This window comes from Synechococcus sp. RS9909, from assembly GCF_014279595.1.
Lineage (GTDB): Bacteria > Cyanobacteriota > Cyanobacteriia > PCC-6307 > Cyanobiaceae > Synechococcus_C.
The window spans coordinates 1,803,704-1,825,977 of record NZ_CP047943.1; the positions used below are offsets into that span (position 1 = coordinate 1,803,704).

24 protein-coding genes are annotated in these 22,274 nt (G+C 63.9%); 8 read left to right on the top strand and 16 right to left on the bottom strand.

The annotated features are described in order from the left end of the window. The first annotated feature begins 4 nt into the window (after positions 1–4). A complete protein-coding gene (gloB, locus tag SynRS9909_RS09395; protein ID WP_007101985.1) occupies positions 5–763 on the top strand; it encodes a hydroxyacylglutathione hydrolase in 759 nt (252 codons plus the stop codon). Positions 764–770: 7 nt separating this feature from the next. Here gloB and SynRS9909_RS09400 read toward each other — a convergent pair whose 3' ends face one another. Further along, the gene (locus SynRS9909_RS09400) at positions 771–1,862 is read right to left on the bottom strand and encodes an ABC transporter ATP-binding protein (protein ID WP_007101984.1); all 1,092 of its coding nucleotides are present in this window, start codon (positions 1,860–1,862) and stop codon (positions 771–773) included. A gap of 43 nt (positions 1,863–1,905) precedes the next feature. Here SynRS9909_RS09400 and SynRS9909_RS09405 point away from each other — a divergent pair, with 43 nt between their 5' ends. The 3 genes from SynRS9909_RS09405 (at position 1,906) to SynRS9909_RS09415 (ending at position 3,170) form a co-directional block, all read left to right on the top strand. After that, positions 1,906–2,307: a Rid family detoxifying hydrolase gene (locus SynRS9909_RS09405; protein ID WP_007101983.1), complete on the top strand. Its 402-nt coding sequence runs from the start codon at positions 1,906–1,908 to the stop codon at positions 2,305–2,307. 95 nt (positions 2,308–2,402) lie between these two features. Continuing rightward, complete coding sequence (locus SynRS9909_RS09410; protein WP_240307762.1) at positions 2,403–2,873, top strand: hypothetical protein; 471 nt, start codon at positions 2,403–2,405, stop codon at positions 2,871–2,873. A gap of 72 nt (positions 2,874–2,945) precedes the next feature. After that, a complete protein-coding gene (locus SynRS9909_RS09415; RefSeq protein WP_130129579.1) occupies positions 2,946–3,170 on the top strand; it encodes a DUF3136 domain-containing protein in 225 nt (74 codons plus the stop codon). 26 nt (positions 3,171–3,196) lie between these two features. Here the strand turns inward: SynRS9909_RS09415 and cbbX are convergent, their stop codons facing one another. The 13 genes from cbbX to SynRS9909_RS09485 all read right to left on the bottom strand — a co-directional run bounded on the left by cbbX (position 3,197) and on the right by SynRS9909_RS09485 (position 16,523). Beyond that, on the bottom strand, positions 3,197–4,105 hold the full coding sequence (gene cbbX, locus SynRS9909_RS09420) for a CbbX protein (RefSeq protein ID WP_007101979.1): 909 nt from the start codon (positions 4,103–4,105) through the stop codon (positions 3,197–3,199). Further along, positions 4,089–4,361, bottom strand: coding sequence for a 4a-hydroxytetrahydrobiopterin dehydratase (locus SynRS9909_RS09425; RefSeq protein WP_038001913.1), 273 nt, complete (start codon positions 4,359–4,361; stop codon positions 4,089–4,091). Before SynRS9909_RS09425 ends, cbbX begins: the two co-directional genes overlap by 17 nt. A 49-nt stretch (positions 4,362–4,410) precedes the next feature. Beyond that, positions 4,411–5,547: a CO2 hydration protein gene (locus SynRS9909_RS09430; RefSeq protein WP_007101977.1), complete on the bottom strand. Its 1,137-nt coding sequence runs from the start codon at positions 5,545–5,547 to the stop codon at positions 4,411–4,413. Further along, positions 5,547–7,052: an NADH-quinone oxidoreductase subunit M gene (locus SynRS9909_RS09435; RefSeq protein ID WP_007101976.1), complete on the bottom strand. Its 1,506-nt coding sequence runs from the start codon at positions 7,050–7,052 to the stop codon at positions 5,547–5,549. The genes SynRS9909_RS09430 and SynRS9909_RS09435 overlap by 1 nt, the downstream gene beginning before the upstream one ends. A 10-nt stretch (positions 7,053–7,062) precedes the next feature. Further along, positions 7,063–8,907 carry an NAD(P)H-quinone oxidoreductase subunit F gene (locus tag SynRS9909_RS09440; protein ID WP_007101975.1) on the bottom strand — a complete coding sequence of 615 codons (1,845 nt, stop codon included), beginning with the start codon at positions 8,905–8,907 and terminating at the stop codon, positions 7,063–7,065. An 84-nt stretch (positions 8,908–8,991) separates the two neighbouring features. Continuing rightward, positions 8,992–9,672, bottom strand: coding sequence for a BMC domain-containing protein (locus SynRS9909_RS14125; protein WP_083774486.1), 681 nt, complete (start codon positions 9,670–9,672; stop codon positions 8,992–8,994). 44 nt (positions 9,673–9,716) lie between these two features. Continuing rightward, positions 9,717–9,968, bottom strand: coding sequence for a carboxysome peptide B (locus SynRS9909_RS09455; RefSeq protein WP_007101973.1), 252 nt, complete (start codon positions 9,966–9,968; stop codon positions 9,717–9,719). Continuing rightward, positions 9,968–10,291, bottom strand: coding sequence for a carboxysome peptide A (locus SynRS9909_RS09460; protein ID WP_007101972.1), 324 nt, complete (start codon positions 10,289–10,291; stop codon positions 9,968–9,970). The genes SynRS9909_RS09455 and SynRS9909_RS09460 overlap by 1 nt, the downstream gene beginning before the upstream one ends. 2 nt (positions 10,292–10,293) lie before the next feature. Further along, positions 10,294–11,823 (bottom strand): carboxysome shell carbonic anhydrase, encoded by a 1,530-nt coding sequence (locus SynRS9909_RS09465; RefSeq protein WP_007101971.1) that lies wholly within the window; start codon positions 11,821–11,823, stop codon positions 10,294–10,296. 7 nt (positions 11,824–11,830) lie between these two features. Continuing rightward, complete coding sequence (locus SynRS9909_RS09470) at positions 11,831–14,197, bottom strand: CsoS2 family carboxysome shell protein (protein WP_007101970.1); 2,367 nt, start codon at positions 14,195–14,197, stop codon at positions 11,831–11,833. 99 nt (positions 14,198–14,296) lie between these two features. Further along, complete coding sequence (locus SynRS9909_RS09475) at positions 14,297–14,638, bottom strand: ribulose bisphosphate carboxylase small subunit (RefSeq protein ID WP_006043651.1); 342 nt, start codon at positions 14,636–14,638, stop codon at positions 14,297–14,299. Positions 14,639–14,697: 59 nt separating this feature from the next. Beyond that, on the bottom strand, positions 14,698–16,113 hold the full coding sequence (locus tag SynRS9909_RS09480) for a form I ribulose bisphosphate carboxylase large subunit (protein ID WP_007101969.1): 1,416 nt from the start codon (positions 16,111–16,113) through the stop codon (positions 14,698–14,700). Positions 16,114–16,211: 98 nt separating this feature from the next. Beyond that, the gene (locus SynRS9909_RS09485) at positions 16,212–16,523 is read right to left on the bottom strand and encodes a BMC domain-containing protein (RefSeq protein WP_006169870.1); all 312 of its coding nucleotides are present in this window, start codon (positions 16,521–16,523) and stop codon (positions 16,212–16,214) included. 345 nt (positions 16,524–16,868) lie between these two features. Between SynRS9909_RS09485 and SynRS9909_RS09490 the strand changes: the two genes are divergently transcribed. Next, positions 16,869–17,453 carry a non-canonical purine NTP pyrophosphatase gene (locus SynRS9909_RS09490; protein WP_007101968.1) on the top strand — a complete coding sequence of 195 codons (585 nt, stop codon included), beginning with the start codon at positions 16,869–16,871 and terminating at the stop codon, positions 17,451–17,453. On the opposite strand, the gene SynRS9909_RS09495 is transcribed toward SynRS9909_RS09490, so the two are convergent. After that, positions 17,454–18,239 carry a BMC domain-containing protein gene (locus SynRS9909_RS09495; protein ID WP_007101967.1) on the bottom strand — a complete coding sequence of 262 codons (786 nt, stop codon included), beginning with the start codon at positions 18,237–18,239 and terminating at the stop codon, positions 17,454–17,456. A gap of 97 nt (positions 18,240–18,336) precedes the next feature. On the opposite strand from SynRS9909_RS09495, the gene SynRS9909_RS09500 reads away from it, so the two are divergent. Beyond that, a complete protein-coding gene (locus SynRS9909_RS09500; RefSeq protein WP_007101966.1) occupies positions 18,337–18,705 on the top strand; it encodes a hypothetical protein in 369 nt (122 codons plus the stop codon). Between the two features lie 20 nt (positions 18,706–18,725). Here SynRS9909_RS09500 and SynRS9909_RS09505 read toward each other — a convergent pair whose 3' ends face one another. Next, positions 18,726–19,247: a hypothetical protein gene (locus tag SynRS9909_RS09505; protein ID WP_007101965.1), complete on the bottom strand. Its 522-nt coding sequence runs from the start codon at positions 19,245–19,247 to the stop codon at positions 18,726–18,728. A gap of 136 nt (positions 19,248–19,383) precedes the next feature. On the opposite strand from SynRS9909_RS09505, the gene SynRS9909_RS09510 reads away from it, so the two are divergent. Both SynRS9909_RS09510 and SynRS9909_RS09515 read left to right on the top strand, forming a co-directional pair. Next, positions 19,384–20,622, top strand: a complete 1,239-nt coding sequence (locus SynRS9909_RS09510) for a ferredoxin:protochlorophyllide reductase (ATP-dependent) subunit N (RefSeq protein WP_007101964.1) — start codon at positions 19,384–19,386, stop codon at positions 20,620–20,622. Positions 20,623–20,639: 17 nt separating this feature from the next. Beyond that, entirely contained in the window at positions 20,640–22,238 is a 1,599-nt protein-coding gene (locus tag SynRS9909_RS09515; RefSeq protein WP_007101963.1) for a ferredoxin:protochlorophyllide reductase (ATP-dependent) subunit B, read from the top strand. Positions 22,239–22,274: the final 36 nt, after the last annotated feature.

Here is a 22,274-nt window from a genome sequence, read left to right on the forward strand (position 1 = left end):
AACGATGCCCCCTGCTGCCGAGGTGCGCGATGGCCTGCACGCCCTGCCCGTGCTCCAGGACAACATCGTCTGGATCTGGGTGGCCGGAGATCGGGCGGTGGTGGTTGACCCCGCCGTGGCCGCGGAGGTGATCGCCTGGCTCGACGCCCGCGCGCTCCGGTTGGACGCGGTGCTCCAGACCCATCACCACGCCGATCACATCGGCGGCACGCCGGCACTGCTGCAACGCTGGCCAGAGGCGGCGGTGCTGGCCGCCGCCAACGATCGAGACCGGATCCCGTTCCAGACCCTGTCGGTGCGGGAAGGCGAGCGGATTCCCCTGCTCGACGGGGAGCTTGAGGTGATGGAGGTTCCCGCCCACACCCGTGCCCACATCGCCTTTGTGCTCACCCCCAGCGATGGAGGCCCAGCGGCCCTCTTCTGCGGCGACACCCTGTTCAGCGGCGGTTGCGGTCGCCTGTTTGAGGGCACAGCCGCCGACATGCATCGCGCCCTGCAGCGCTTCAGCCGTCTACCGTCCGACACCACCGTGCATTGCGCCCACGAATACACCGAAGCCAACCTGCGCTGGGCTGCAGCGCTGCAACCAACGAACGAGGCGATTCAACAGCGCTTGAGGGCGGTGCAGGCCCTGCGCCGAGAGGGGGGCTGCAGCCTGCCCAGCACGATCGCGATCGAACGGGAAACCAATCTGATGCTGCGGGCCGCCGATGCGGAGGAGCTGGGGACGCTGCGCCAGCACAAGGATCACTGGAGGGGCTGAAGCGATCTCAGCTGGAGGCCAAGGCCAGCAGCGGCAGACGCTGGGGATAGAGCACCACCGCCTCACCCGGTGACAGCTCCAGGCGGCAGCGGGTGCCGCGCCGGTAGTCGCTTTGCAAGGGTAGGCGCAGCCGCAGCTGACGCGATCCCACCTCCACCCGATACAGCCATTCGCGTCCGAGAAATTCCCGACCCATCACGCAGGCCTCAGCCGACGCATCCGGGACCAGGCGAATGGCGGCCGGATCGATCAGCACCGAGGCCTCGGCCAGATCGTCGGGACAGATCCCGGCGGGCATCGGGAAGCGGCCCAGGGGGCAGACCAGATGGCCACCAGCGTCGGCGTGCACCGGCAGCAGATTGCCCTGAAGCACGAAACGGCCCACGAATGGCGTCGCCGGTTGCTCCACGAGGGTGCGGGGCGACGCACATTGATGAATGATGCCGTTCTGCATCACCGCGACCCGATCGCAGATCGCCAGGGCCTCCCCGGGATCGTGGGTCACGAGGACGCCCGAAGTGCCGCAACGGCTGAGCACGGCGGGCAATTCACTGCGCAGACGCAGGCGCACCTCCACATCGAGATTGGAGAAAGGTTCATCGAGCAAAACCACAGCGGGAGCGGGCGCCAGGGCCCTGGCCAGGGCCAGCCGCTGGCGCTGACCACCGGAGAGTTCATGGGGATAGCGGGCGGTGAGCCGCTCAAGACCCAGCAGCTCCAGCAGCCAGGACGCCCGGCTGGTGTCCTGCCCCCTGCGCAGGCCGAACACCGTGTTCTCCCACGCGGTGAGGTGGGGAAAGAGGGCGTAGTCCTGAAAGACCATGCCCACACCACGCCGTTCCGGGGGCAGACAGCGCTGAGCATCGGCGGCGATCTGCCCCTGCAGGAACACCTCCCCCCGGGAGGGCTCCTCAAAGCCGGCGATCAGGCGCAGGAGGGTGGTCTTGCCGCAACCGGAGGGGCCGAGCAACCCCACCAGCTCTCCCGCCGCCAGGCTCAGATCGATGCCCTTCAGCGTCCAATCGCTGTCGCGTCCCGGGTAGCGGTGCCAAAGGCCCGACACCGCAACCGGCGCGGCCTCTGATCCGCGACCCTCCATAGTCCTCAGGGGCGATGATGCCCGCTCATTCTGCGACCCGACCATGCCGGCATCCGCCAGCCCTGAGGCGATCAACACTCCTGCGGCCCCGGCCCCGGTGGGTCCCTACAACCAGGCGGTGCGCGCCGGCGAGTGGCTCTATTGCTCAGGCCAGATCCCCCTGGATCCCCACAGCGGTGCCATGGTCGGCGCCGGGGATGTGGAGGCGGAGACCCGCCAGGTGCTGCACAATCTGGAAGCTGTGCTCTCCGCTGCAGGTGCCAGTGCCGCCCAGGTGGTTCGCACCACCGTGTTCCTGGCCGATCTGAATGATTTTCAGGCCGTCAATGCCATCTATGCGGAGATGTTTGGTGCGGGGGTGAGCCCGGCGCGGGCCTGCGTACAGGTGGCGGCCCTGCCGAAGGGCGCCCGGGTGGAGATCGATTGCGTTGCCTACCTGGGCTGACCACCACCGGTGCGGATTCGGCAACGGTGTCATCCAGCTCACCGCGGCCTCCACCCGTTGGCTCTTAATCAGGGCTCAGCTCCTGAACCATGGTGATGCCATCAATCTCCGAGATCACCCCGGTAGCAGCATCAACCGATTCCCTGCCCTGCCTGGATCTCCGTGATCAAGCCGCCCGCACCCTGATCGGCCAGGGCTGGCAGCTGCTCTACTCCGGCAGCACGCCGCAACGGGTCACCACCACCCTGCTGGATCCCAGCGAAAGCCTCCAGATCAGCCTGCAGATTCCGGTTCACCAAGACGACGACTGGAATCTCTGGCTGGAGGCCTGCCACCACCAGCTGAGTGCGCCACTGCGCGACTGGCTCCAATCCCTCGGGGTGGAACACAGCAGACTCAGCCGCCTCAGCGGCCTGGAGCGTGGGGTGGATCACGCCCTGGATCTGAACGCCATGCTTCAGGTCGCGCGCTGGCTGCAGGGGCCGATCCAGGAGATCGAACAACTGGCACGAGAGCACAACAGCCAACTGGTGCTCCACCTGGCCGGACTGGGGCCGAACAGCTGAAGCAGGCCATCCGCCAACGGTCGACCGAGGGGCAGCCGGTTGCATAGGTTGAGAGTTGCGCTGCGTGACCCCATGGCCCAGACCAAGCTGACCATCGGTGAACTGGAGGCGGGCTATCCCCTGTATTGCAAGGCCCTGCGCCGCTTGCTGAAGGAAGGTCGCAGCACCCAGGACATCCAGAAAACCGTCTGCTGGGGACACCTGGAAACCCTCAACCGCTGCCTTCCCACCCGTTACAAAGCTCCCTCCTATCTGCTCGCCCTGATCCGTCGCGATCTGCAGCAACCCAAGGTCTGAGACGCCGCAGCCACCCATTCACAACCTCAAGACGTCAGCGGGCGGGCGGGATCCACACCTTCCACCTCCCCTTGAAACACCCGGCTCGCCTGAATATCGGCAGCCTCAATCGTGATCAGGTCATCGCGACTGAGCGGTTGATCCATCCGGGAAAACAGCCGGTTGGCCTGACGCAGACGCAGGCGATCGAGGGCATTGCGAATCGAGCGGGCATTGGCAAAGAACGGCAACTGACGACGACGACGGATGTAATCCGCAAACACCTCCTGGGCATCATCGGCAAACCGGTAGCTCTGCTTTTGCAACAAGAGCAAGGCGATCGCCATGAGTTCGGAATCGCTGTAATCCGGAAAATCAATGTGATGAGCCACACGCGATGAAAGCCCTGGATTGGAGTGATAAAACTGCTGCATCCTGTCTTTGTAGCCAGCAAAAATTACGACAAAATCATTGCGTTGCCGCTCCATATCCTGCAGCAGGATTTCGATGGCTTCAGCGCCATAATCCCTTTCATTTCCAGGTTTATAGAGGTAGTAAGCCTCATCAATGAACAACACACCCCCCTGCGCCCGCTTGATCATCTCGCGGGTTTTCGGAGCGGTATGGCCCACATACTGCCCAACCAGATCGTCACGGGTCACCGTGACCACATGACCTTTGCGCAAATAACCAAGCCGGTTCAGAATCTCAGAGATGCGATTGGCCACGGTGGTTTTACCCGTTCCCGGATGACCGGTGAACGACATATGCAGCGATGGTGCAGAGCTGGGCAGATCCAAGGAACGGCGCGCCCGATCCACCAACAACAGAGCGGCAATTTCGCGAATCCGCGTCTTCACCGGTTGTAAACCGATCAACTCACGGTCGAGCTGCTCCAGCACCTCAGCCACGCCGGATTCGGCGAGGCTCGCCGAAAGATCAATCGAGGAGTCCATCGACCCCTGCAGCGAAGGCATGATCCTCCTCCCGCAGCTGGGCGCCCTCAGACTCATCACCCGGCCGCAGCGTCAGATTCACATAGGTGCGGCCAAAGCTGATATCAGGGAAACGCTGCTGTTGCTCGCTGAACTCACCAAGTCGATCAAGAAAATCGCGGGTGGCGCCGTAGGTTTCAAATTCAACACGTCGCTCCAGACGGATCGGGCGCTCGCGCTGCTGCCATTGATGCCTCCCGGTAGGGCCCTGCCCCATCGCAATCGGTTGCTCCACGCTCTCCAGCCTCCCAGCTCTCTGGCTGAACCTAGATCAGGGCTTCGCGACGGGTGCCCATCAGTCGATCCACCCAGGACTGGGCATAGGCCAGGTTCGCCTCGCGGGCCTCGGGATCCTCGCTGTCCAGCGGATGGGGCATGGTGCCGGCGATGGCACCGTTGGTGACGCAGAACATTGATTTCTGGAAGCTGATGCAGATCTGCACGTGCACATCCACCTGACCGCGCCCATGGCGGTCGTACCAGCCACTGAGCTCCTCAGGCAGATGGCGATACATGTCCTGCATGCAGAGACTCGGCGGGATTCCAGCCCCCATGCTCGGCAGGGGATCGGCATAGAGCGCCCCATACCGAAAGCTGCTGGGATCGGGAGAAATCTGCTGAGCCTGGGCGTTGTAGGACACCGTGCCCAGAAAGGGCATGCCCCGAAAGAACACCGCTTCCACGTAGGGCACGGCGACGTCGGCAAGAAACGTGAGGCCGGCCTCCGGCGGCAGGATCCAGATCGTTTCTCCGCCCAGCTCCACCTGATAGGTGATCGGATCGGCAGCGGCTGCCACGAGGCCATCGCGGATGTGATGCACCACATCGCGCACAGAAGCCACCTCACCGAGGCGATAGCGACGGGCCAGATCGAGGAACAGATCGCTCATCACCCGCCAGAAGAGGCCGAGGGCGTAGATGGTGGTCAGGGAGCGGATCGCCTCCGGGGCGAAGCCCGGGAACAGGGCGTTGACGGCAGCCAGCAGGGGATCCCGCCGGCGCTTCAGCTGGATGATGCGATCACAGACTGCCAGGAAGGGCGGACTGTCGAGATAGGCATCAAGGCCTCCGGTGCCGTGCCAGAACATCGCTTTCTGGCAGTACTCGGCATATTCAAAATTGATCCGATCCCCGGCCAGATGCCGCCAGAGCCGCGACAGGCTGAAACCGTCGTGGAAAAAGCGCAACACCGGAAAAGGATTGAGCAACTGCGTCTGCCCCTGATACACCAGGTTGCGGCTGTAGGCATCAAGAACAATGCCGTAGCTCTCCAGCACATTCACCACCTGAAGCAGGTGATCCGGGGTGTCGGCCAGAAGAGGCACATCGCCGAGGAGGCGCTCGATCAGCTGCTCACGATCGGGCGGAGTCTGAAGCTGGAACTGGGACAGGAGCTGGGACATCAGGTGAATCCTCCCGGCAAAGCGGTGAGAGCAAGCTGGCTGAGCCCGGTGGTGGCCGCTTCACTGATGCCCACCAGGAGGTCGGGGGCCAACCCGAGCACCAACACGCCCAGGCTGAGCAGAATCGCAGGCATCTGCTCAGCCAACGGAACGGGCAACAGGATGCGGGGGTTGGGCTGATCGCCCACAGCGATCGCCAAACGACCAAAAAAGGCGCGGTTCACCAAGAGCAGGAAGTACACCGCCGTCAATCCGGAGCCCACCATCGACAACAGGGTCGCGACGGTGAACGACGGAAGACTGCCGCGGAAGATCAGAAATTCGGAGATGAACCCAGCCATACCGGGAATCCCAGCACTGGCCATCACGCCCACAATCATCAACGTGCCACTGAGGGGAAGACCCCGCTGGGGGTTGAGCAGACCGCGCAGGACATTGAGATCGCGGGTGCCTGTGCGCTCATACACAACGCCAACCACCAGGAAAAGAATGGCCGAAATCAAGCCGTGGCTCACCATCTGGAACACGGCGCCGACCAAAGCCACAGGGGTGGCAGCGGCGGCTGCGAGCAACACATAGCCCATGTGGCCCACCGAGCTGTAGGCCACCATGCGCTTCATATCGGTCTGGGCGATGGCGGCGAGGGAACCGTAGAGAACGGAAACCGCGGCCCAGATCGCCAACCAGGGGGCCGCCACGGCCCAGGCCTCCGGGAACAGACCCAGACAGAAGCGCAGAAGGCCGTAGGTCCCCAGCTTGAGCAGCACACCGGCCAGCAGCACCGACACCGGCGTGGACGCCTCGGTGTGGGCGTCGGGCAACCAGGTGTGAAAGGGAAACAAGGGAATCTTGATCGCAAAGCCGATCAGGAGCGCCCCCATCAACACCAGTTGACTCAGCAGCCCCATGTCCGTGCCGAGCACGGGGTGGAGGCTGAAGTCCGCCGATCCGGTCAACACGGCCATGCCGAGAAATGCGGCCAGGATCAACACACCCGACACTGCGGTCACGATCAGGAACTTGGTGGAGGCATAGGCGCGGTTGGCACCTCCCCACACCGCGATCAGCAGCCAGAGCGGGATCAGCTCCAGTTCATAAAAGAGGAAAAACAGCAGCAGGTTCTGGGCCAGGAAGGCACCATTCACGGCGCCACTGATGATCAACAGCAGGGCGAAATAAATCCGGGGGCGATTCTCAACACGCCTGGAGGTGAAGGCGGCGACAAAGCAGAGCAGCCCATTCATCAACACCAGGGGCAGCGACAGACCATCAATGGCGAGGGCGTAATCAAGGCCGAGGCTCGGCAGCCAGGGCATGCGCTCGATCAGCTGCAGACCCGCCTCACCCGGCTGAAACGCCCACAGCACAGGCAATCCGAGTAGACACTGGGCCGTGAGCAGAACCAGGGCCAGACGGCGAAACACGGGCCCATCGGCACCTGAGGGCCAGAGGCTGATCAGCAGCGCACCGGCGAAGGGGATCAGGAGCAGCAAGGTCAACATCATGGCGTCCCTCTCAGCGCTGCAGCCAGTTCAAACTGGACAACAACAGAACAATCGCTGCAATCGCCGTGAGCACATAGGTCTGGCTTCGACCGCTGATGCTCAGCTTCAGCCCCTCCGCACTCTGCAACGAGAGACGGGCCATGGAATGGAGCACACCATCAACCACCACGCGGTCGAAACGATCAGCCAGCGTGGAGAACGCCGCCACAACACGCACAATCGTGAGCCGATAAAAACGCTCGGTGTAGAAATCGAAAGCGAGAAGATCCTGACACCAACGCAACACCGGGTTGAGGGAACGACTCCAGGCCTTATTGAGCGGAATCAGCGCCCCGATCAGCAGACCCAAAGCACCACTCCCCACCACCAGAGCCGCTGCCCAGAGCGGGAAGGCCAGCATCCCCTCCAGCGATTCAAGCCGGATCAACAAAAACGGCGTGAGCAGAACGATCACCGCAAGGGCCACCATGGGCAGCGCCATCTGCCAGTTCACCTCCGCCGCCCGCCGAGTCTTGAGCAGGGAGGCGCCGAGGAACACATGGCGGTACACACGCGTGAGGTTGAGCGCCGTGAGCGCATTGGTGAGCAGGAACACACTCAGCAAAGCGGGGGCACGGGCCCCGATCAGTTCCACCGACTGGGCCAGGCACAGGAACCCACCCAGGGGCAGCAGACCGACCAGGCCGAGGGAGCCGATCAGAAACGCGCCGGATGTGGCTGGCATCCGCGAGCCCAGACCACCGAGCTCGGTGATGTCCTGACAGTTGGTGGCCGCAATCACGCCACCCACACTCATCGACATCAGCGCCTTGGCAACCGCATGGGCAAACAGAAGCAGCAGAGCGAGCACGGGCACCTGCAGGGCGATGGCAAGGAACACCAACCCCAGATAGGCGGTCGTTGAATAGGAGAGATTGCGTTTGATGTCGACCTGGGCGATCGACACGAGGGAACCCCCAATCGCACTGATCGTGCCGATCACCTGGAGCACCACCAACGTGACCGGAGTCTGCTGGAGCAAGGGCATCACCTTGAGCAGCACGATCGCGCCACAGGTGACAACCACAGAGTTGCGCAGGATCGAGGCTGGATTCGGCCCCTCCATGGCCTCATCAAGCCAGAGGTGCATCGGAAACTGGGCACACTTGCCGGTGGGACCGGCAATCAACCCCAGGCCCAGCAAAGTGGCGGCCAGGGGAGGGAGCGTCTGCGTGGCCGACCAGGCATAGAGATCCTCGAAGCGCATCACTCCAGCCCAGGCGGCCAGGGCCACCACACCCATCAGCAGCATCACATCGCCGACGCGTTTGGTGAGAAAGGCATCGCGGGCGGCGGTGACCACCAGGGGCTGGGCGTACCAAAACCCCACCAACAGATAGGTCGAGAGGGTGAGCATCTCCAGGAGGAAATAGCTCTGGAAGAGGGAGTCGCTGAGCACCACGCCCGACATCGCCCCCTCGAAAAACCCGAGCAGGGCAAAAAAGCGCGCCAGCGCCCATTCCTTGTCGAGATAGCCGAGGGCATACACCTGGGCGAGCAGGCTGAGGCCGGTGATCAACTCCAGAGCGGCCAGGTTGGTGAGCGACAAGCTGATGCTGATGCTCAGATCGAGATCGGCAAAAGCCAGCCAGGGAAACTCGAGCGTGGCCGGCCCAGCGCGCATCACCGCCTGCAACACCAGGCTGCCGTGCACAAACGCCACCAGGGTGAGCAGGATGTTGAGGTAGGCCGCCGGTCGGTGAGCATCACGCCGGAACCACCCGAAGGCCCAGGGACAAGCCACGAGTGTGCCAACCACTCCATACAGAGGAATCAGCCAGGCCGTTTGGGTGGGCAGTGTGAAAACCGAGCTCAAGAAAGAGGAATTAAACGAAGCGAACCAAAGTCGCGTTGGCCGGGGAATCTAGGCGAAAACCCAGGAACCGAGCATGACAACGGATCAGAGACGCCTCCGGATCCCGGTGGCGACCAGGGCAGGCTCCACCTCCTGGTGCGGGCGAGCAATGATGTGGGCGGCCACCAGACCGTCGCCGACCCGCTCACAGGCATCGGCACCGGCGCGCACAGCGGCATTGACGGCACCGGTTTCGCCACGCACCATCACGGTCACGTAACCGCCACCCACATACTCGCGACAGATCAGCTGCACTTCAGCGGCCTTGGTCATCGCGTCGGCAGCTTCGATGGCCGGCACCATGCCCCTGGTCTCGATCATGCCCAGGGCGACACCACGAATCGGGGTCGGTGCGCTGGGGGTGGAGCTACTAACCGCAGCCATGGAGCCACCGCCTCCTGCTCTGCCAACGGACGTGGCTCTCCCGCGAGCGCTGGTGGAGCGCACCGGCGTGCTGCGGACGCCGGTGGAACGACGGGTGGTAGTGGTGGTGCGTCGTGTTGTGGTGGCGCCACGCGTGGGCACCGGCGTCACATCGACGGTGGCCTTGGCTGCAGCCGAGCCCGCCGCGGTGGTGGCTGTGGAGGCCGAAGGCTGGGGAGGGGATGGCGTCAGGGCGCTGCCAGAGACGGGTGCTCCGGAGGTTGCGGCCTTGGCATGCTCCGTGGCCGAAGACGGCGGACTGGTGGAAGCGGAAGAACGGCGACGAGGAGCAGGAGTGGCCATGGCGAGAGAAGAAGGGATGGAACGGAGGAGGCGGTGCTGGTCAGCTATCCATCCGGCATCCAATGGTCGATGATCCCACCAATCGTGAGATCCGTGAGCACCTTGTTATCGGGACAAGCGTGACGGGCCGCGGAGCCACTGGCGGTGAACACCCAGTTGCCCTCGCGGGCGCCAACAGGATCCACAGCCACCAGCTGCTTGCCTTTGCTGTTCTGAAGAATGCGCAGGTGCATATGGTCGAGCCCCGCCACCCGATAGGTGCACACCAGGGTTCCCTTCACCTGCATGATTTCCATCAGCCCACGCCTCCCCCAGGGGGAGTGGACGCCGGCGCAGGGGATGGGCTCGGCGCTGGAGCAGCGGGTGGCTTGGGCGGATCCGGTTCCCAGTGATCGATGATGCCAACGATGGTGAGATCGCTGGGATACGACTTGCTGCCGGCCGCTTCCCGCGCAGCCGAACTGCTCACACAGATGACCCAGTCGCCGGGTTTGGCGCCGACGGCGTCGACAGCCACCTTCTTCGTGCTGCCGTCCTGCACCACCTGGAGATGCTTGTGCTCGAAATCAGGGATCCGATTGGTGGAAACGAGGGGCTTGATGACCTTGACGATCAACATGATCAGTGGGCCTCCTGCTGAACAGGATCGAGTGAGGACCCTACCGGTTCGGCAGGGGTGGCGTCATCGCGATCGCGGATGGTGAGGAAGGTATGGAGCAGTCCGTCCTGCATCAGATCGCCATAGCGCTCCGCGATCGCCCCATGCACCCGTCGGCAGTCGGAGATGGCCCGCTCGCGAGCGCCAGGCACCTTGCCGGAATAGTCGAAGCGCACGACCACCGGAATCGGCAGATCTCGGGAGACATTGAGACCTTTGAAGATCTTGATGCCCACATCAAGATCAGGCGCGCCCTCCTCCACCGTGTCGAGATGGGCGAAATAGGTGAGGTTGCGAAGGTGCACCTCCTTGAAACCGATCCCCACACCGATGAAGCGCTCGGCGTGACCAGCGTCGGGATAGGCGCCACCATGCAGAGAACGCACGTAATCCTGCTGGGAAAAATTATTGATCAGCATCTGACTGATGAACCGCACCATCCCCGGGTCGGGTGCCTCGGCCTGGTGCGTCTCCACGGCTGCTGTCACCGCATCCCGAGCCTGGCTGGCCGTGAGGGGCAGGGTGCTCTCGTACAAAGCCCGGCCGCAGAGCCAGCGGTCGAGTTGCAAGCTGCCAGCACGATCGGGCACATGCACGCGAATCGCGTCCGTGTCGGTGTCGAGTCCGATCAGGAGCAGATCGACAGAGGCGCCGCAGCAGAAGCTGTTTTCCACCGCTTCGCGGAAATCAAGCAGCCGTTGCAGGCCCGCCGAGGCCGCAAGAGCATCGTTGCTGCCATGGGCAGCGCAACCCTGATGCTCGGGATCCAGGGAACTGAAGTGGTAATTCACCACTTTCAGATAGCGGGTGGGGGCATGGGCCTCATTCGGCACCTGCTCCCGATAGCGCCGGTGTTCCGTTTTCACCCAGCGGTTGACGGTGTTCTCCACATCGAACATGGCGCCGGCATGGGTCCGACGCCGCACCGAACTGAACGGGATCCTCAAGGTGTAAGCGATGGCATGTGCCAAGCGACCATCGGCGCAGGGCGTGACATCGAGAAGATGGAAGCCACACTCCAGCAGGAACCGGTTGAACGCTTCCGCCGGTGCACTTGAGGCCCCTCCGTTGAGGGGGTCATCCAGAAAGAATCGATCGCTGATGCTTTGGTGCGACTGAAACACGCACCAGGCGAACAGGGCCCGCATGTCCAGAGGGCGCACCCAGGCCTTGGCCAGGATGGGCTCGGGCAGGTCAAACCCGAGTTCAGCACGGGCCAGTCGCTGGGCCTGGGCGGTGAAGTCGGGGTCGTGCTGAAGCGCAGACAGCCGCTGAAGCACAGGAATGATCCGTTCAAACCGCCCCTTCACTTCCAGCTCATACGCCTGGAGCCGCGCATTATCATCGCGCTTGGTGAGCGGATGGACAGCCGTGTTGCGAGCCGTGGAGGCTGGCTGACGTCGAACCCAGGCCGGCTGCTGCAGCTGACGACGCGTCGGAGCGGTGGGAGCCTGGGGCCGCCCGCTCCGCAACGATGGTGTGGAGCGAACCATGCTCCGATCAGCCCCGTGCGCCGCCGGAGACGGTGATCAGGGACCCTTTGTCGGTGTTACCGCTGGAACCGGTCACACGGCTGACAGGCCACTCCGTCTCCTGATTGCGCTTGCGCTCGAATGGTGGCATCGCACCCATGGGGCCGGGACGGGTGGGGTTGCGACGACGGGCTGAGGCCCCTTCCGTGCCGGTGACATGCTCACCACGATCCCAGTCATCGCCGGTAATTTTTGTGGAGGATCCCTCTCCGGTGACCCGGGATGCGGGTGGCGCTGAGGGCTCACTCACCACAGCCACCGTGGGCTGGAACTGACGCTGTTGACGGTTCTGGAAGTCGCGGTTATCGAAGCGAAACTGCTCGGTCCCGGTCACCTTGCCGCCAGCCATGTCAAAAGGGCCGGTGATACGGCTCCCTTGCTCATAGGCCGTGCCAGTGACGCCGGAGCGTTGATCGCGCTGCTGCTGGGCGGCGCGGGCTGGAGACATGACGCTGAAGCGAGTCCAGGCAGCTCCTTCAGGAGCAACACCATGGCTGTCGGTTCCCTCTGGGGCATCGGCGCCACAGGCCGCGGCCAACTGATCAGCCCCCACATAGGGCGTTCCGGTCACCGCTTCACAGGCACCACGTTCATCCCCGGTCATCACACCGCCAACGCCGGGCTGGATTCCGGTCATGGCAGCGCCAGGGGTTCCTGGACGGGAAGGGGTGCGCTCACGCATGGCCTTGACCGCAGGGGTGCCGCAGTACTGACCGGCCTGCTCAAGCCCGGCGTAGGGAGTACCGGTGACCGCCTTGCAGCTGCCCGGCTCATCGCCGGTGACCTTGTCCGAACGACCGGTGCGGGTGCCGCTCACCACCTGGTTGCGGTTGGTGATGCTGAACCCCACCTTGGCCGCTTCCGGTTCTGCTTTGGTGCCGCAGAACGCATTCACCTGTTCAGCACTGATGTATTGATCGCCGCTGACGCGATGGCAAGAGCCGAATTCATTGCCGGTCACCTGGGCTGACCGGCCCACCAGGGTGCCGGTCACACCGGTGCCCGACAGAGTGGCCGACACACCGACCTTCGCTGCAGACCGGCCTTCGGGCAGGGGATCGGAGCCCAGATATTGATCGCCGGTGAGGCTGCGGGCAGCGCCGGCCTCATCGCCGGTGACGCGGGACGAGCGACCGACCATCACCCCACTCACCGGACGCCCCTGGTCGGTGAGGCTGTGCCCCACTTTGCGCGGCGACGGCTGAGAACCACCACACCAGGCTGCGGCCTGGTTGGCGGAGATGTATTCGGTGCCGGTCACGTTCTTGCAGGTGCCGGGCTCATCCCCGGTGACCTTCTCACTGCGGCCGACTTCGTTTCCGGTGACCCGGTTGCCGTGGCTGGTGGCCGACACCCGCACCTTGGCTGGGGTTGTGACCGGAGGCGCGCTCTGGCAGAAGGTCTGGAACACCTCAGCGCCGAGGTATTCCGTGCCGGTGATCGTGCGACAGGTGCTGGCCTCGTTGCCGGTGGTCTTCACGGAACGGTTGGCCTGGGTGCCGGTCACGGTCTGGCCCGCGCTGGTGGTGCTTTCGCCCACCTTCCAAGAGGCATCCGCAGCAGCAGCCTGCTTGGCGCCGTGGCGATTAGGACCGGTGGGGCGGGTCACACCGGCGCTTTGCTTATTGCGGGCACCAGCCTTGGCACGGAGCTCGCGCACCTGTTGGGCAAGCTCACGGCTGGTGAGATCGGGATTGGCCTGTCGGGCGACAGCCGCCGCACTGGTGGGCTGCTTGCCGGCGGTTTTGCCGTGCTTCGACATCGCCTCACGACGGGCAAGCACCAGAGCTCGGCTAGGGTTTTCGATGGCCCGCCGTTTCGGCGTCGCAGAGCGGCGCTCGCCGTTGCGGCTGCTCAGTTGAAGGCGCGCTGCAGGACGACTTGGGGCTTCGGCGCTCTCCACTGGCCGCTGGCCACCAGCGCAGGAACAGGAGGATTTGGCCTCGCTGGCACTGGCAGCAACCTTGCTCGACTGGCTGGCCTGCTTGGCCACATCGGCACGATTGCGATCACGCGTGGTATCGGCCGATTTGCCTCGACGGGACAGGGCTTCGCGGCGCGCGAGCACCAGCTCGCGGCTTGGCTGGCTGATGGGTTTGACCTGGGAACGCACCGTGGTGGATCGCACGAGCCGTTGCGGAGCTGCAGCAACGGGCTCTGGCGTGGTCACGACGGCGGGCTCGTCAGCACCATTGGCCTGGGTGCGGGTCTGGTGGGCATCCGATGCATTGCGAACCCGGTTGGCACTGCCAACAGCGACGGCCGCCTTCTTTCCGGAGGCGGTGAGCGCCTTACGGCGTTCAAGTGCGAGTTCGCGACTGGAAAGTCTTGCCATGTCCGCCCGATGGATTCGTCGTGAAGTGGAGGGGTAACCCCCCCCAGAAAAAATTGAGCCCTGAAGAAGGTCAGGGCTCGGAACCGTTCGATCCGAAGATCAGCGGCCTTCGAAGACCACGAAGCAGGCACCCTGGCTTTGGGTGTAAGCGTCGTAACCGACGATGCGCACGTGATGGTCGGGGTAAGCGCGATGGCAGGCCTCGAGCTCACTCACCACCACGTTGAGATCCTTCTCGCCGAAGAAAGGCAGCTTCCAATAGGACCAATAGGTGGCCATGGAATTGCTGGGATGGACGTGCTCAACGAGCGGGCTCCAGCCCTGGGCGATGATGTAGGCGATCTGGTCGTAGATCTCGTCCTGGGTCATCGGCGGGAGGAAGCCGAAGGTCTCCAGGGTGGCGACTGTTTGGTAGTCACCCACGGTGCTCTGGAAAGGCATGGGGATCCTGGGTGTAAGAAAAAGGGTTGGCCGGTTGCATCAACCGGCCGAAGAAACGATCAGTTCTGAACGTCGAGCTTGTCGACGGTGTCGAATTCGAACTTGATCTCCTTCCAGGTCTCGAGGGCGATGGCCAGCTCGGGGCTGTGCTTCGCCGCCTCGGTGAGGATGTCGCGGCTCTCCTTCTCGAGATGACGGCCGGCGTTGCGTGCCTTGACGCAGGCCTCGAGGGCCACGCGGTTGGCGGCAGCACCTGCAGCGGAGCCCCAGGGGTGACCGTGGGTACCACCACCGAACTGAAGAACGGAGTCATCACCGAAAATGGTGACGAGGGCCGGCATGTGCCAAACGTGGATACCACCGGAGGCAACGGCGAACACACCGGGCATGGAACCCCAGTCTTGATCGAAGAAGTTGCCGCGGCTGCGATCTTCGGGAACGAAGGATTCACGCAGCTGGTCGATGTAGCCGAGGGTGGTCTGACGATCACCTTCGAGCTTGCCCACCACGGTGCCGGTGTGGAGCTGGTCACCACCGGAGAGACGCAGACACTTGGCGAGGACGCGGAAGTGGATGCCGTGCTTGGGGTGACGGTCGATCACCGCGTGCATGGCGCGGTGGATGTGCAGGAGCATGCCGTTCTTGCGGCACCACTTCGACAGACCGGTATTGGCGGTGAAGCCGCCGGTAATGAAGTCGTGCATGATGATCGGCATGCCGAGCTCTTTGGCGAACTCGGCGCGCTCATACATCTCTTCGGGAGTGTTGGCGGTCACGTTGAGGTAGTGACCCTTACGCTCACCGGTTTCCTGCTCCGACAGCTTGATCGCTTCGGCCACGAACTCGAAACGGTTCTGCCAGCGCTGGAAAGGCTGGGAGTTGATGTTCTCGTCGTCCTTGGTGAAGTCGAGACCGCCGCGCAGGCACTCATACACCACACGGCCGTAATTCTTACCGCTCAGGCCGAGCTTCGGCTTGATGGTGCAACCGAGGAGAGGACGGCCGTACTTGTTCATCCGGTCGCGCTCGACCTGGATGCCATTCGGCGGGCCGTAGCAGCTCTTGATGAAGGCAATCGGGAAGCGGATGTCCTCGAGACGCAGGTGGCGCAGAGCCTTGAAGCCGAACACGTTGCCGACCAGGGAGGTCAGCACGTTGGTGATGGACCCCTCTTCGAACAGATCGAGGGGATAGGCGATGAAGGCATAAAAGGATTCCTTGTCGCCAGGAACGTCTTCAATGCGGTAGCAACGGCCCTTGTAGAAGTCGAGGTCGGTGAGGAGCTCGGACCACACGGTGGACCAGGTGCCGGTGGAAGATTCCGCTGCCACAGCAGCAGCCACTTCCTCCTTGGGCACACCTTCCTGGCCGGTGCACTTGAAGCAGGCCAGGAGATCGGTATCGAGGGGAACATAATCAGGAGTCCAGTACGTGTCCCTGTACTCCTTGACCCCTGCGTCGTACTTCTTGCTCATGGGGAAAACTCCGTTAGGTCGGTGAAGGGAAGGGTTGAGATTGCGACCTTCGAGGACCGATGGTCAGCACCGGTCGCTCAGAGGGTCAGCGGGAGATCTCAGTCCTTCTGACCCAGGAAGTTGCCGTTGCCCAGAGCAGGCTCCACTTCACGGTGGGGGCGGGCGATGATGTGGGCGGCTACCAGGCCGTCGCCCACGCGCTCACAGGCATCAGCACCGGCGCGAACGGCAGCGTTCACAGCACCGGTTTCACCGCGCACCAGCACGGTCACGTAACCGCCGCCGACGAACTCACGACCAATCAGGCGTACTTCAGCAGCCTTGGTCATGGCGTCAGCCGCCTCGATCGCGGGGACCAGGCCGCGGGTCTCGATCATGCCGAGAGCGATGCCCATGGTTTCGTTAGCCATTGCCTACCGAAGAAAGGTGTGGAATGTTCGCCGCTGACATTGCTCTGCCACGAGCCCAGACGTCAAGCGATCCGGCCCTGTTCGCGCATCACTGTCCATAGTGAACCTGATAAGCGCAGCTAATCAGCAAGGCCCCAACTGTTATGAACGGCTGTGGGGGTTCCTGTAAGCACACCGCCACACAGCATTGTCAACGCCCAGTGACCGCCATAACTTCACATTCGGAGACAGAACCCTGCGCCTGCGGGGGTGGAATGTTCAACCCGATCTGACTCCTGGCCGACGAGCGAGCGCCGAGACCCCTACCCCTTACCCACACAATGGAGGCCCCCATCGCCTCACGGATTGGCACGGCCCACCCTCACCATTGCCAGCGGCAATCCTGGCAAGGTTGCTGAAATCGAGGCAATGCTCGGCCCTCTTCCCCTGGAGGTTCGTCGTCAGCCCTCGGACCTGGAGGTGGAGGAAACAGGCGCGTCCTACCTGGAGAACGCTCGCCTCAAAGCGAGGGCCGCCGCCCAACGCACGGGGCACTGGACCCTGGCGGATGATTCCGGCCTCGAGGTGGACGCCCTGGACGGTGCGCCCGGGCTCTATTCCGCCCGTTTCGCCTCCTCCGATGCCGACAAGGTGAGTCGGTTGCTGGAGGCCCTCAGAGGCCACCCCTACCGCAGCGCCCGTTTTCGCAGCGCCATGGTGCTCTGTTCACCACAAGGCGAGTGCCTCGAGGAAGCGGAGGGCCTGTGCTGGGGAGAACTGCTTCAGGCTCCGGCCTATCCAGGGGGCGGCCTCGAATCCCTGTTCTGGGTGCGGGAAGCACAATGCAGCTACGGCGAATTAAATCCGGCCCAGCTGGCCCGCCTGGGCAGTCGTGGCAAAGCGGCCAGAAGCCTGGCTCCCCGGCTGCGGAACCGGCTCGGACTGGACTGATCAGCGCGCGGCGGATCGCCGGTTGACCAACTCAATCGCACGCATGGCAGCAGCGGCGGCCTCCTCCACGTCACCCTCGCGGCCGGCGAGGGTGAGTCGCCCGAACGCCCCCACCGCTTTCACATCCACCAGCGTGATGTTGGAGGCCTTTTCCGCTTCATTGGCGGCGATCAACACGTAACCCGCCGGCTCCGTTTCCAGGATGAACATGCTCATGCCCGCTTCAATCATCGAACCGCGACGGTTCTGACGGTTGATCAACACGGCATGGTCGGGGGTGATCGCCCGGATCACCTCGGTCCAGCTCACATCCGCCGGACTGCGCTGCTCAACCGAGCTTCCGATCGCTTCCAGCACCACATCACCGGAATGGAGCACGGTGCTCTGGTCGCGGTGGTAGAGCGCCATGGATCCGAAGGCCCGCTCCACCACCATCTGGCCAAGCCGCACATTGCTGGCCTTGAGAGCAATGTCGGTGACACGGTGCACCGCCATCCCTGGCGACACCTCCATCCAGAGGCAGGCATCGCCGGGAATCGGCAGGAACCCCTGGCTCACCGAACCCATGTAGGCCGCCAACTGGGGCTGCAGGGAATCGATGAACACATGCGTGCGCAGTTCGATCGACTGCACATGGCTGTTGAGCCGCGTCAGTCGCGGCGATTCGCTGTCGGTGGTGACCACACAGCTGGGACCGCCTGCGGAGGAACGAACCTCCGTGCCGGTGACGAGAGCGCTGCCGCCACGTCGCCGCTCCCGAGCATCGAAGCCGGCGAAACGATTCATGGCGCGGATCTTACCGGAAGCTCAACGACAAAAAACCAGTGGCAATCTTGCGCAGCGGCAGGCAACCGATACCGTCCGGCCATCTGCGCTTGGATCGATGGCAGCTCCTCAGCTCAATGCGGAACAGGCTCTCGGCCTGGTGAGCTACTCGCTGATGCAACGGCTCGCCGATCAGAGTCAGGACCCACTCCCCTGGTTGAACGCCAGCTCGCTGCAAGAGACCGATGGGCTGCGCCAGCTGCGGCAGCGTCTGGAGCTGACGGCCCTCGCGATCGACACCGGCGCCCCACTGTCCACAACCGAGGTCACCCACCTACTCGGAGCCCGACCAGGGGCGGATGTGGTCGAACGGGGCGGACTTCGGGCCCGACGTGTCAGCCGCAACGTGTGGAGGCTGACACGTCTCGACGCCGACTCGCGCTCCTCGGGCGGCTTCAGCGATGACCGCTTCCGCCGCCGCCTCTGAGACTTCAGAGTGCTGAGGAATCAGGACTGACCTTTGTCAGCCTCCTTGGCCTTCTCGTCGGTCTTGGCCCCGTCCTTCTTCGGTGCGGCGGTTTCATCGATTTCCACGCACACGGTGGTGGCAGCCAGCTGCTCCTGGGCAGCCACCACAGGCGCGGCCTTGCCCTTGAGCTTCTCAGCCGCCTGCTCGAGGGTGAGCGACTTGTCTTTGCTCACCGTTTCCACTTCCTTCCGGAAGATGGCCACCTGATCGCGGTATTCCTTCACTTCAGCCTTGTTGAGCTGCTCTTCGGCGCCCTCAAGCTTGGCCAGGGCCGACTTCAGCTGCTCGCCAGCCTTCTCAGCATCGCCGATCGTGGATTGGGGCGTCAGGCCGTTGACCGTTTCGAGGGCGGCATCCACATCGACGCGAGCGGCACAGACCGCTTCCACACCCTGGGCCACCTTCACCTCATCCTTGACCGCCTTCTTCTCTGGCGATTGACAAGCCGCCAAAACCACGGTCAGGGCGAGGACCGCAGGCAGGACGCGCAAAGGAGACATGGGAGATGCAGAACGATTGCGGCAGAAATGTAGACGCAACTTCCTCCGCCCAGACCGCCTGATCCCGAAGAGTTCCTGAGTACAGGCGCCTCAGCCGATTCCGGCGCCACCCTGAAGCCACCACCCCCGGAGCGGGATGCTCACCAACCTGCGGAAGGAATCGGGCCCAAGAGAGGTGTTCTGCGGCCTCACCTCGATCGTCTGGCTGCATCGACGCATGCCGGATGCCTTTTTTCTGGTGGTGGGGTCACGCACCTGTGCCCACCTGATTCAAAGCGCCGCCGGCGTGATGATCTTCGCCGAGCCACGCTTCGGCACCGCCATCCTGAGCGAGCGGGATCTCGCCGGCCTCGCCGATGCCCAGGAGGAACTGGACCGCGTCGCCCGCGACCTGCTGCAACGACGCCCCGAAATCCGCACCCTGTTCCTGGTGGGGTCCTGCCCCAGCGAGGTGATCAAGCTGGATCTGGCCCGGGCGGCGGAACGGCTCAATGCCAGCCTCTCCGGCCGGGTGCGGGTGGTGAATTACTCCGGCAGCGGCATCGAAACCACCTTCACCCAGGGGGAGGACGGTGCCCTGGCGGCCCTGGTGCCGACGCTGCCCGCGCGGGATGAGCCCCAGTTGTTGCTGGTGGGGACCCTGGCCCATGCGGTGGAAGACCGGCTGATCACCCTGTTCCAGCGCATGGGAATCGAAACGGTGCGGAGCTTTCCGCCGCGCCTGTCGACCGATTGTCCGCCCGTCGGCCGCGGCACCCGGATGCTGCTCTGCCAGCCCTATCTGAGCGACACCAGCCGCCAGCTACAGGCCCGCGGCGCCGAACTGATCAGGGCGCCCTATCCACTGGGGGCAGAGGGCAGTCGGTTGTGGATGGAAGCCGCGGCCAGGGCCTGGGGCATCGACGAGCCGATCATCCACGCCACCCTCGATCCCCTCAGCGCCCGGGCGCGCCAGGCCCTGGAGCCCCACCGGCAGCGCCTGCAAGGCAAGCGAATCGTCCTGCTGCCGGACTCACAACTGGAACTACCCCTCGCCCGCTTCCTGCACCGGGAATGCGGCATGGAGTTGGTGGAGGTGGGCACGCCTTACCTCCACCGCGATCTGATGGAGGAGGAACTGAAACTCCTGCCCGCCGACACCCGGGTGGTGGAGGGGCAGCACGTGGAACAGCAGCTCGACCGGGTGCGACAGGCGCACCCCGATCTGGTGGTCTGCGGCATGGGCCTGGCCAACCCGCTCGAAGCGGAGGGCATCGCCACCAAGTGGTCGATCGAGCTGGTGTTCAGTCCGATCCATGGCATTGACCAGGCCGGAGACCTGGCCGAACTGTTCTCACGCCCCCTGGTACGCCACGGTGCCCTCGCCTTCGCCTAACCCCACACCCTCACCGCATGGATCTCACCCTCTGGACCTATGAAGGCCCCCCTCACGTGGGAGCGATGCGGATCGCCGCCTCCATGGAGGGTGTGCACTTCGTACTGCATGCCCCCCAGGGGGACACCTACGCCGATCTGCTGTTCACGATGATCGAGCGGCGCGATCGCCGCCCACCCGTCACCTACACCACGTTTCAGGCCCGTGATCTCAGTGGCGACACGGCGGAGCTGGTGAAGCGACATGTGCGTGAAGCGGTGGATCGCTTCCAGCCCGATGCCCTGCTGGTGGGCGAGAGCTGCACGGCCGAGCTGATTCAGGATCAACCTGGTGCCTTGGCTGCCGGCATGGGGCTGGAGCTACCGGTTGTGAGCCTGGAGTTGCCGGCTTACAGCAAAAAAGAGAACTGGGGGGCTGCTGAAACGCTCTACCAACTGGTGCGCGGCCTACTCCAACATCAGCGCCCTGGCCCCACCGATCACGATCCCTGCGCCTGGCGCCAGCAGGAACGGCGCCCAAGGGTGAATCTGATCGGCCCGTCCCTGCTGGGATTTCGCTGTCGCGATGACGTTCTCGAGATCCGCCGCCTGCTGGAGGCGCACGGCATCGAGGTGAATGCCGTGGTGCCCCTGGGTGCCCGGGTGACGGATGTGGAGCGCCTTCCGCTGGCCGACGCCAATGTGTGCCTGGTTCCAGAGGTCGCCGAACCCTGCTGCAACTGGCTGGAACGCCATTTCGGACAACCCTTCACGCGTACGGTGCCGATTGGCATCGGGGCCACCACCGACTTCCTGAAGGAACTGCACAGCCTGCTGGGCCTGGAAACCCCGGATCCACGGGAAGCCCAGCGTCAGTCGCGGTTGCCCTGGTACGCCGCCTCGGTGGACTCCACCTATCTCACCGGGAAGCGAGTGTTCATCTTCGGAGACGGGAGCCATGCCCTGGCGGCCGCTCGCATCGCCCAGCAGGAACTGGGGTTCAGGGTGGTGGGCCTCGGCACCTACAGCCGGGAGATGGCACGGCCGGTGCGGGCGGCCGCCAAAGACCTGGGGCTCGAGGCCCTGATCACCGACGACTACCTGAGCGTGGAGGCCGCCATGGCGGACGCAGCACCGGAGCTGGTGCTCGGGACCCAGATGGAACGCCACAGCGCCAAGCGGCTCGGCATCCCCTGCGCCGTGATCAGCACCCCGATGCATGTTCAGGATGTGCCCGCTCGCTACGCCCCGCAGATGGGTTGGGAAGGGGCCAATGTGATTTTCGACAGCTGGGTTCACCCGCTGATGATGGGGCTGGAGGAACACCTGATCGGCATGTTCCGCCACGACTTCGAGTTTGTGGATGACCAGCCGAGCCATCTTGGCCATCTCGGCAGAGCCGACACGGCCAAGCCAGCCGGCACCGATCTTGACGCTGCAGGCTCAGAGCCGGACCCCGCCGCGAATCTCAACGTGGAGCTGCAATGGACCCGCGACGGCGAAGCGGAGCTGAAAAAGATTCCCTTCTTCGTGCGCGGCAAGGTGAAACGCAACACCGAATGTTTCGCCAGGCAGCAGGGGAAACATCAGATCGACAGCGAAACGCTGTACGACGCCAAGGCCCACTTCAGCACCTGACACCGGCCACCAAGCCTCAGCACCACTGTCCAGACA